Origin of the sequence: Pantoea sp. MBLJ3 (assembly GCF_000816655.1) — a bacterium.
GTDB classification, from domain to species: domain Bacteria; phylum Pseudomonadota; class Gammaproteobacteria; order Enterobacterales; family Enterobacteriaceae; genus Pantoea; species Pantoea eucalypti.
Genome location: NZ_JSUT01000002.1, coordinates 380,009 through 390,304, shown reverse-complemented (window position 1 = coordinate 390,304; position 10,296 = coordinate 380,009). Strand labels below are relative to the sequence as shown.

Below are 10,296 nucleotides of genomic sequence, written 5' to 3'. Positions count from 1 at the left end.
GTCCGACTATTTGAATGAAACAGCCATTGGTTATAAGAAAAATTAATCAGGATGAGCGTGCGTAAAACATCATTAAAGATGAATGGGTATGCATATATGAAAGGTGTGCCTGCGCAGCAGGAGTCTGCCAGGATATTGAAAAAAGGCCGGACAGAGAAATCGGTGATTCGCTGGCGGCCTTACAGATTATTCATTTGGCACAGTCAGTCAAGGGTTTTAACCGCTTTGTCCTTAACGTCGCCGATCGGCCGCGCGGATGCACCATAACAGGGCGTTTTATCCCGCTTCTCCCTGCGACGTGCTGCGACGTCAGCAGGGTAACTGCGCTATTATGAGGCTGTTTCTCATCCAGGGAGTTGTTATGAAACAAATTCGTCTGTTGGCGCAGTACTACGTTGATTTAATGGTCAAGCTGGGTTTGGTGAGGTTTTCGCTGCTGCTGGCGTCTGCGCTGGTGGTGCTGGCGATGATTGTCCAGATGGCGGTCACGATGGTGCTGCGGGGCCATGTTGAGAGTATTGACGTGGTGCGTTCGGTCTTCTTCGGGCTGCTGATTACGCCCTGGGCAGTCTATTTCCTGTCCGTCGTGGTCGATCAGCTTGAAGAGTCACGACAACGACTGGCCAGGCTGGTGGACAAGCTGGAAGAGATGCGCACACGTGATCTGGAACTCAATCAGCAGATGAAAGAGACCATTACGCAGCTGAATCAGGAGATCAGCGACCGTAAAAAGGCGGAGCTGGCTCGTGAGCAGGTGATGGACAAGTTGCGTGAAGAGGTGACGCGTCGTGAGCAGGCACAGATTGAGCTGGAGCAGCAATCTTCCTTCCTGCGCTCATTCCTGGATGCTTCGCCAGACCTGGTTTTCTATCGCAACATCGATAAACAGTTCTCCGGCTGTAACCGTGCAATGGAATTACTCACCGGCAAAAGCGAAAAGCAGCTGATCGGCCTGACCCCGCGTGATATCTACGATGATGAAGCGGCAACGAAGGTGCTTGAAACAGACGAAAAAGTGTTCCGCCACAACGTCTCGCTGACCTATGAACAGTGGCTGCAATATCCCGACGGACGCAAAGCCTGTTTCGAGATCCGTAAAGTGCCTTATTACGACCGTGTGGGTAAGCGCAGCGGGCTAATGGGTTTTGGCCGCGATATAACCGAGCGTAAGCGCTATCAGGACGCGTTAGAGAACGCCAGCCGGGAGAAGACCACCTTTATCTCTACGATCAGCCACGAGCTTCGTACGCCGCTTAATGGCATTGTTGGCCTGAGCCGTATTCTGCTGGATACCGACCTTAATCAGGAACAGCTGAAATACCTGAAAACCATCCACGTCTCTGCCATCACGCTGGGCAACATCTTTAATGATGTCATTGAGGTGGACAAAATCGAACGCCGTAAAGTGCAACTGGATAATCAGCCGCTTGATTTCACCGGCTTCCTGGCCGATTTGGAAAATCTTTCCGGCCTGCTGGCACAGCCAAAAGGGCTGAAATTTGTGCTCGCGCCGCAACTGCCACTACCGCATATGATTTCCACCGACGGGACCCGCTTGCGCCAGATTCTGTGGAACCTGATAGGTAACGCCGTGAAATTTACCCAACAGGGTGAAATTGTCGTGCGGGTCACCTATGAGCAGGACGAGACGCTGCGCTTCGAGGTGCAGGACTCCGGCATGGGGATTCGCCAGGACGAGCAGGACAAGATTTTTGCCATGTACTATCAGGTTAAAGACCAGCATGGCGGCAAACCCGCAACTGGTACCGGTATCGGGCTGGCGGTATCACGCCGACTGGCGCAGGCGATGGGCGGGGATATCCGGGTTCACAGTGCACCAGGACAAGGTTCATGCTTCACCGTTGAAATCAAAGCCCCGCGTATTGCTGAAGAGGTGGAGGACGAAGGTGTGGATGACAGCCTGCCACTGCCTGCACTGCACGTACTGTTAGTCGAAGATATTGAGCTCAACGTGATTGTGGCGCGCTCAGTACTGGAAAAGCTGGGCTGTAGCGTTGAGGTCGCCATGACCGGCAGTGAGGCGCTGGCGATGTTTGACCCGCTGGAGTTTGATCTGGTGCTGCTGGATATTCAATTGCCTGATATGACCGGGCTGGATGTCTCGCGTGCGATTCGCCAGCAGTATCAGGGAACACATCTGCCACCGCTGGTTGCACTTACCGCCAATGTTCTCAAAGACAAAAAAGAGTACTTCGACGCAGGCATGGATGACGTGCTTAGCAAGCCTCTTGCGGTGCCAGCACTGACTGCGATGATTAAAAAGTACTGGGATTATCAGGCAGAAGCGGAAGAAGAAACGCTTGATGTCAGCGACGACAAAAGTCGGATGCTGCTGGATGTTGCCATGCTCGAACAGTATATCGAACTGGTCGGCCCCGGTCTGATAACCCAAAGTCTGACGATGTTTGAAAAAATGATGCCAGACTATCTTGCGGTTCTGGAATCCAATCTGATGGCCCGAGATCAGAAAGGGATTGCTGAAGAAGGCCACAAAATTAAAGGTGCGGCGGGTTCAGTAGGGCTGCAGCGTTTGCAGATGCTGGCGAAACAGATTCAGAGTCCGGAGTTACCGGCATGGTGGGACAATGTTGTTGAATGGATCGATGAGTTGAAACAGGAGTGGCGACATGATGTGCAGGTACTGCGTGACTGGGTATCAGAGCAGGAGAAGTGATATCCCGGAAAAAAATGACCCCAGCCGAGGCCGGGGTGCGCGAATACTGCGCCAACACCAGGGAAATCATTGCGACCGCTATGATATGAATAATTAATGCAGCCGCAGGGTATTGGTTAACACTGTTATCACCTTAGCAAATTCATCTTCTCGTGCGACAAGATTCATTAAAATTTGTGATATTGAGCAGCGTTTAAATACAGAAAACATTAATTTGCCAACACAGTCAAGTAAGGAATCATTTTACACGCTGTATTGATGGTGTTTTGACCATATTTGCTCTTTTTCGTGTAGTTTTAAGGCTGTCGGACAGGGACGCAGAGTCTGCGCTGCAGTAAAGTGAAGCCGCGTTAACATTCACCTCTCCAGTGTGGCTAACGCGCTGATATTGCAAGCACACAGCCTGAAATGATACGAATTATCCAAAACGATTTGGAATGATTAAAAAGAATCTAAAACTTTCTCCTTTTCCCGTCTGCACACCTGAGGCTTTAAAGGAAGCCAACAGTGCCATAATGGCCAGGAGGGAGTCAGTTAAGCGCTGTTTATTTGAGCGTTATAACGAAGATTCTGATTAAGGTTTAAACTGCATCTGATTAAGAAAAAAATAATAGTTAAATATAGCGAATGATTCAATCCGGCGCTTATTACTCTTTATTAACTGTTTATCTGGAAAGCGCCTAAGCAAGGGTAAGCAATGGAACCGATTCCTTTTTTACGGAAGTCCTTGAACTATTTCGAACTGTTGCAGCATTTTGATGCAAAATGATTGAATAAAGTCTGGAAACTGTCGTCCCGTTTTCAGCGATAATCGTAAAAAGCCTGTGTTAGCGGCAGTGATTACATGAGTGATTGATTAACGTCTGGAACAAGTGTGGGAAGATTGCATGAACAAGCATAAAGGAAGCGTCGGACAGCGTATCAGACGGATTGTCGGTCGAATCGTATTGGTATGGCTGGGCGCATGGCTGGCAGGTATTTTACTCTTTTCATTCCTGCCGGTGCCGTTTTCAGCCGTGATGGCTGAACGACAGATAGGTGCCTGGTTATACGGTGATTTTAGTTATGTCGCCCATTCAGACTGGGTCGGCCATGACGAAATGTCGCCCTGGATGGGACTGGCGGTTATCGCCTCAGAAGATCAAAAGTTTCCTGAGCATTGGGGCTTCGATGTTGCGGCAATTGAATCTGTACTGGATAACAGCGACAGCCGGATGCGCGGAGCGTCCACGCTGTCACAACAGACGGCGAAAAATCTGTTTCTCTGGGATGGCCGCAGCTGGATCCGCAAAGGTCTGGAGGCGGGTTTGACAGTCGGGATTGAGACGGTCTGGACTAAGCGACGCATTCTGACCGTCTATCTCAATATCGCGGAGTTCGGGCCGGGTATCTTTGGCGTTGAAGCGGCTTCACAGCACTATTTCCATAAACCTGCCAGCCGGCTTACGGCAGCAGATGCTGCTTTGCTGGCGGCGGTTTTGCCCAATCCGATTCGTTATCGTGCTGCTGCCCCCTCAGGTTATGTCAGAGAACGGCAACAGTGGATACTGCGTCAGATGCGCCAGCTTGGCGGAGAAGGTTTTTTACAGCGTAACAAACTCGACTAGGCCTTAATCTTCGTCGAAACCCGCTTCAAATAGCTCAATGACCGCAGCCAGCGCCGGGACTTCCTCCGGCCCGCTGGCTTCAATTTCGATGTGTCCGCCTTTGGCTGAGTCGAGCATCAGCAGCGCAATCACGCTGCTGGCTTCAGCTTCCGTGCCCGCTTCATTGCGCAGCAACACTTCGGCATCAAAGCTCTGCACCAGCTCAAATAACTTCATTGCCGGACGGGCGTGCATGCCCAGCTTATTTTTAATTTCTACAGTTTGTCTGACGGTCATGATTTGCGCTTTTCCAGCGTACGATGGCGTGACTGTACATTCTTACCACGCGAACGGAAGTAATCCGCCAGCTGTTCAGCGATATAGACTGAGCGGTGTTTGCCACCAGTGCAGCCAATCGCTACGGTAAGATAGCTACGGTTGTTGGTTTCCAGCATCGGCAACCAGAGTTCAAGGTAGCTGCGCGTCTGGTAGATAAAGTTATGCACTTCTGTATGGCGATCAAGAAAGGCCGCCACCGGGCGATCGAGGCCAGTCATCGGCCGCAGCTTGGGATCCCAATGGGGATTGGGCAGAAAGCGCACGTCAAACACATAGTCAGCGTCAATAGGGATGCCATGTTTGAAGCCAAAGGATTCAAACACCATGGTCAGCTCACGTTCACGTTTACCCAGCAGGCGGGTACGCAGCATCTCGGCCAGCTCGTGCACTGACATCTCTGAGGTGTCGATGATGAGATCGGCCCGCGAACGCAATGGCTCCAGCAGATCGCTCTCTTCGTCAATCGCGCTCTCCAGCGACAGATTCTTGCTGGAAAGGGGATGCAGACGGCGCGTATCGCTGTACCGACGAATCAGCGTATTACGATCGGCGTCCAGGAACAGCAGCTGAGGTGAAAATGAGTCAGGCAGGTTATTCAGCGCGGTTTCAAAAATTTCCGGAGATTCTGGCATGTTACGCACATCAATGCTGACTGCTGCCGAAATATTACGCTCCGCCAGCGAGTTAGCTAACTCGGGCAGTAGCACGACCGGCAGGTTATCAACACAGTAGAACCCCATATCTTCCAGCGCACGGAGCGCCACTGACTTCCCCGAGCCTGAACGACCGCTAACGATCATCAGCACCATGACCTTTTCTCCCGTTTTAAAACCGGCACCTGGCCGGTAAAGACGTGTTACTGCTCTGTCTGGATTTCCGTAATAATGGCGTAGAGCTCTTCATCACTTTGGGCAGCGCGCAGACGACGGCAGACCGTTTTATCTGCCAGACGTTTCGCCACCAGTGACAGGGTGTGCAGGTGTGTTTTGCACTGGTCGGCCGGGACCAGTAAAGCAAACAACAGATCGACCGGCTGGTTGTCGACGGCATCAAATGCAATCGGTTGTTCGAGGCTGATAAAGACCCCAACCGCGCGCAGCGTATCCTCTTCCAGCTTGCCGTGAGGGATCGCAATCCCATTGCCAATACCGGTACTGCCCATGCGTTCGCGGGTCAGGATCGCTTCGAAAAGCGTCTGGTGCGGCAGGTTGAGCTGCTTAGCGGCCAGTTCGCTGATGATTTCCAGCGCACGTTTTTTGCTCTGGCAGTGTACGCCGCTGCGGGTGCAGTCTGGCGAAAGCACTGTGCTCAATTCCAGTGTAAGATCGTTGTTCATTATCATTTCACTTGCGTGTTCACCAGGCCATTCGCCGCCAGCGCGTCATTACCTCTGAGACAAGCTGCGCTTACTCAGATGACAAAACGGGGCGGATTATCCGCCCCATCCTGTCGGCTCTGCGCGCCAGGCGCGCGTTGCTAGCGTGAAGATTAGTGTTTTTTCAGTTTATCTTTGTGTTTGGTCAGCTGACGGGCCAGCTTGTCGATCAGCCCATCAATTGCCGCATACATATCTTCCGCTTCCGATGTAGCGTGCAGCTCGCCACCATTCACGTGAAGTGTTGCATCAGCCACCTGAGTGACTTTCTCAACTTTCAGGACAATATAGACCTGATTGATATGTTCAAAATAGTGTTCCAGTTTGGCAAATTTCCCGTTGACGAACTCACGCAGAGGCGGTGTGATTTCAACATGTTGCCCGGTCAGGTTCAGCTGCATAGGTCTTCCTTCTCATTTCTTTCAAACCAGTTGTTTACGCTGGTTCGATGGCGGGATGGATAAAGACTCACGATATTTGGCGACGGTACGCCGTGCCACCATAATCCCCTGATCAGATAACATTGAGGTCAGTTTACTGTCGCTCAAGGGTTTGGCTGGATTTTCCGCCGAAATTAATTTTTTCACCAGCGCACGAATCGCGGTTGAGGAGGCTTCGCCTCCACCTTCCGTATTCACATGACTGGAGAAAAAGTACTTTAGTTCAAAAATGCCACGGGGACTGTGCAGATACTTCTGCGTAGTCACGCGAGAAATGGTCGATTCATGCATCTCAACAGCCTGGGCGATATCTGCCAGCACCATCGGACGCATAAATTCTTCACCCTGCTCGAAAAACGCCTGCTGTTGCTCAACAATGCAGCGCGTTACTTTCAGCAGCGTATCATTGCGGCTTTCCAGACTCTTAATCAGCCAGCGGGCTTCCTGCAGATTACTGCGGATAAACTGACTGTCGCTGTCGTTGCGCGCTGAACTGCCCATTGCCGCATAGTGCTGATTGATCTTGAGGCGTGGCAAGCTGTCGGCATTGAGTTCAACCGTCCAGCGACTGCCAACTTTACGCACCAGGACATCGGGAATGACATATTCTGGCTCGCTGGTATTGATCGACTGACCCGGACGCGGGTCCAGCGACTGAATCAGCACCATCGCTTCTTTCAGTACATCCTCTTTGAGGCGCGTCACTCGCATCAGGCTACGGAAATCGTGATTGGCCAGCAGGTCGAGATGCTCGCTGACGATCAGGCGTGCTTCTGCCAGCATCGGTGTGTCGGGCGCATATTGCGACAGCTGCACCAGCAGACAGTCACGCAGGTCGCGCGCACCAACACCCATTGGGTCAAAACGCTGGATGCGTTTCAGCACCGCCTCAACTTCATCCACTTCGAGATCATCGTTGCCGATACTGTCCAGGATCTCCTCAAGCGAAACGGTGAGATATCCGGTGTCATCGATAGCATCGACGATAGAGGTGGCAATAGCGCGATCGGTATCACTGAAAGGCGTCAATCCAACCTGCCACATGAGGTAGTCCTGCAGTGACTGTGTCGTTTCACCCTGATAAACCGGTAACTCATCATCCTGATAATCGGTGCCAGTGCCGGAAGGCGTGCCCGCCGTGTAGATCTCATCCCAGGTGGCATCCAGCGGCAGTTCATCGGGCATCTCTTTCTGCTCAAGCGCTTCGCGTGTATCCAGCGCCTCAGACTCCGGCGATTCCCTGGAGTCGATCTCTTCATGCAGATCAGTCTGCTCAAGCAGCGGATTGCTTTCGAGTGCAAGCTGTAACTCCTGCTGGAGTTCAAGCGTAGAGAGTTGCAGCAGACGAATCGCCTGTTGCAACTGTGGAGTCATTGCCAGCTGTTGGCTGAACCTGAGTTGTAGACCTTGCTTCATAGACAGGATGGTAGTTCCCAGGTAAACATCGGTATTAACGACACCTTATCAGAGTCTGAACTCTTCACCCAAATAAACCCGCTTAACCTGCTCATCCGCAAGAATTTCATTGGGTGTGCCATGCGCAATCAGGTGTCCCTGGCTGACAATATAAGCCCGCTCACAGACCGCTAAGGTTTCACGCACGTTATGGTCGGTAATCAGCACGCCAAGGCCGCTGTCACGCAGATGCTCAATGATTTTCTTGATGTCGATAACGGAGATCGGGTCAACACCGGCAAAAGGCTCATCCAGCAGGATAAATTTAGGATTAGCGGCCAGTGCGCGTGCGATCTCAACACGACGTCGCTCACCACCCGACAGCGCCTGACCCATGCTGTCGCGCAGGTGCTCGATGTGAAACTCTTCCATCAGCTCACGGGCGCGATCCTGACGTTGTTCTTCTGTCAGATCGTCACGAATCTGCAGTACCGCCATCAGGTTATCGTAGACGCTGAGGCGACGGAAAATGGAGGCCTCCTGCGGCAGATAGCCAATGCCACGACGCGCACGGGCATGCAACGGCAGGATACTGATATCTTCATCATCAATAATGATACGGCCAGCGTCACGCGGGACAATACCGACCACCATGTAAAAGGTGGTGGTCTTACCGGCGCCGTTCGGACCCAGCAGGCCGACAATCTCGCCGGACTTTACCTGCAGACTGACATCTTCTACCACGCGACGGCCTTTATATGCCTTCGCCAGGTTTTCTGCGATTAATGTGGCCATAGCTATCAGTTACTCTTCTTTCCGCTGTTGGACGAACCTTTATCCTGAAGTTGCGACGGCACCAGGACGGTAGTGACGCGCTTGTTCTGGCCCTGGCTGTAAGCCTGCATTTTCTGCTCTTTTACCAGATAGGTAATACGATCGCCTTTGATGTTGCTGTCCTGCTGCTCAATGAACGCATTGCCGGTCAGTTCAACGAAGTCGTTAGCCAGTTCGTAGTGCAGCTTTGAGGCATGGCCCTGAACCGGCTTGCCGCTGTCCTGCATCTGATAGAACGTAGCGGGGTTGCCGTAGGCATCAACGATGGTTTTCTTGCTGTCGCCACCGGGACGGGTCACCACGACTTTATCCGCCGTGATTTTGATTGAACCCTGCGTCACGATGACATTGCCGGTAAAGGTCGCGACATTGCCCTGCAAATCGAGTGCCTGATTCTGCGAGTCAATGTTGACGGGCTTATCCGAGTCACCGGTCAGGGCAAGCGCCGGAACGCTGGTTGCCAGCAACATGCTGGCCAGTAAAAGCTTCAGGCTATTTTTGTTCATTTTGAATTTCATATGAGGTTTTGACCTTCTCGATTAACTCGGCGTTTTTTGTCCGTAAATTGCCGCGCATTTTCATGCCGGTGGAGTTAAAACTGCGTCCATACAATGTTACCTGATCATCAGAGGTAACATCCTGAGTGACAAGGTTGATCTGTGCGTTATCAGTTTTAATGCGCTCAAGCTGAGAATCCTGCGTCAGCGTATTCAGCTCAACATGGCCATACAGATAAAGCATACGATCTTTGGTGAGCTTTGCTTTATCGGCGCGTAACGTCCAGGTAGGGATTTTATTCTCATCATAAGTGGTCATCACCGGATTTTCGAACCAGCTCAGCTCGTCATCCGAGAAATAGGTCACTTTGTCTGAGACCAGTTTATATGACAGCGCGCCCTGCGGGTTATAAACCACAGTGTGTGAATCAGCACTGGTGTAGGTCGGCGACTGACTGTCGGGCCCGACGGGCGTGCCATTGTCATCCTGGTTAGTAAGATTCCAGCCGATCAAAACCAGTGCAATCAAGGTCAGAATCAGCGTTATCCAACGCCTGCTTTTACTCATACTGATTGCCCTTTGGCATCCTCAAATTTGTTCTGCGCCATTAATATCAGGTCACATACTTCGCGTACCGCGCCGCGTCCACCGGCGATCCGCGTGACGTAGTGGGCTCGTGGCAACAGGATCGGGTGTGCATCCGCCACTGCCACACTTAATCCCACCTTCGCCATAACCGGCCAGTCGATCAGATCGTCACCAATATAGGCGACCTGGTCGTCGGAAAGAGACAGTTTATCCAGAAGTTCACGATAGGCCAAAAGCTTATCCGATTGTCCCTGATAAAGATGACGGATGCCGAGCGTTTTGCAGCGATCTTCCATCAGACGGGCATTACGGCCGGTAATAATAGCCACTTCTACATCAGAGGTCAGCAAACACCGCACACCATAACCGTCCCGCACGTTGAATGCCTTCAGCTCTTCGCCATTATTTCCCATGTAGATCACCCCGTCGGACATCACGCCGTCGACGTCGCAGATCAGCAGACGAATGTTGCTGGCGCGTGCCATAACATCAGCGCTGACCGGGCCATAGCAGGTTTCAATCGGGGGAGTTGCCTGTTGCATTTTC

The 10,296-nt window shown here is 51.9% G+C and carries 11 protein-coding genes; 2 read left to right on the top strand and 9 right to left on the bottom strand.

Features of this window, described 5'->3' with window-relative positions; genetic code table 11:
- The first annotated feature begins 361 nt into the window (after window positions 1-361).
- Together arcB and mtgA are read left to right on the top strand one after the other, a co-directional pair.
- Complete coding sequence (arcB, locus tag NP77_RS02835) at window positions 362-2,695, top strand: aerobic respiration two-component sensor histidine kinase ArcB (RefSeq protein ID WP_003851122.1); 2,334 nt, start codon at window positions 362-364, stop codon at window positions 2,693-2,695.
- An 887-nt stretch (window positions 2,696-3,582) separates the two neighbouring features.
- On the top strand, window positions 3,583-4,302 hold the full coding sequence (mtgA, locus tag NP77_RS02830) for a monofunctional biosynthetic peptidoglycan transglycosylase (RefSeq protein ID WP_033762315.1): 720 nt from the start codon (window positions 3,583-3,585) through the stop codon (window positions 4,300-4,302).
- 3 nt (window positions 4,303-4,305) lie between these two features.
- On the opposite strand, the gene npr is transcribed toward mtgA, so the two are convergent.
- From npr to kdsC, 9 genes are all read right to left on the bottom strand, one after another.
- Window positions 4,306-4,578 carry a PTS phosphocarrier protein NPr gene (npr, locus tag NP77_RS02825; protein ID WP_003851116.1) on the bottom strand — a complete coding sequence of 91 codons (273 nt, stop codon included), beginning with the start codon at window positions 4,576-4,578 and terminating at the stop codon, window positions 4,306-4,308.
- The gene (gene rapZ / locus NP77_RS02820) at window positions 4,575-5,429 is read right to left on the bottom strand and encodes an RNase adapter RapZ (RefSeq protein ID WP_003851114.1); all 855 of its coding nucleotides are present in this window, start codon (window positions 5,427-5,429) and stop codon (window positions 4,575-4,577) included. Before rapZ ends, npr begins: the two co-directional genes overlap by 4 nt.
- A 47-nt stretch (window positions 5,430-5,476) precedes the next feature.
- On the bottom strand, window positions 5,477-5,956 hold the full coding sequence (gene ptsN, locus NP77_RS02815) for a PTS IIA-like nitrogen regulatory protein PtsN (RefSeq protein WP_008925405.1): 480 nt from the start codon (window positions 5,954-5,956) through the stop codon (window positions 5,477-5,479).
- A gap of 152 nt (window positions 5,957-6,108) precedes the next feature.
- The gene (hpf, locus tag NP77_RS02810; protein ID WP_003851111.1) at window positions 6,109-6,396 is read right to left on the bottom strand and encodes a ribosome hibernation promoting factor; all 288 of its coding nucleotides are present in this window, start codon (window positions 6,394-6,396) and stop codon (window positions 6,109-6,111) included.
- 21 nt (window positions 6,397-6,417) lie between these two features.
- Window positions 6,418-7,851, bottom strand: a complete 1,434-nt coding sequence (gene rpoN / locus NP77_RS02805) for an RNA polymerase factor sigma-54 (protein ID WP_008925406.1) — start codon at window positions 7,849-7,851, stop codon at window positions 6,418-6,420.
- A 48-nt stretch (window positions 7,852-7,899) separates the two neighbouring features.
- Window positions 7,900-8,625, bottom strand: a complete 726-nt coding sequence (gene lptB, locus NP77_RS02800; RefSeq protein WP_003851107.1) for an LPS export ABC transporter ATP-binding protein — start codon at window positions 8,623-8,625, stop codon at window positions 7,900-7,902.
- A 5-nt stretch (window positions 8,626-8,630) separates the two neighbouring features.
- Window positions 8,631-9,182 carry a lipopolysaccharide ABC transporter substrate-binding protein LptA gene (lptA, locus tag NP77_RS02795; protein ID WP_033762313.1) on the bottom strand — a complete coding sequence of 184 codons (552 nt, stop codon included), beginning with the start codon at window positions 9,180-9,182 and terminating at the stop codon, window positions 8,631-8,633.
- The gene (gene lptC / locus NP77_RS02790; RefSeq protein ID WP_008925408.1) at window positions 9,157-9,729 is read right to left on the bottom strand and encodes an LPS export ABC transporter periplasmic protein LptC; all 573 of its coding nucleotides are present in this window, start codon (window positions 9,727-9,729) and stop codon (window positions 9,157-9,159) included. The genes lptA and lptC overlap by 26 nt, the downstream gene beginning before the upstream one ends.
- Window positions 9,726-10,292 (bottom strand): 3-deoxy-manno-octulosonate-8-phosphatase KdsC, encoded by a 567-nt coding sequence (gene kdsC / locus NP77_RS02785; RefSeq protein ID WP_003851104.1) that lies wholly within the window; start codon window positions 10,290-10,292, stop codon window positions 9,726-9,728. Before kdsC ends, lptC begins: the two co-directional genes overlap by 4 nt.
- Window positions 10,293-10,296 lie beyond the last annotated feature (4 nt).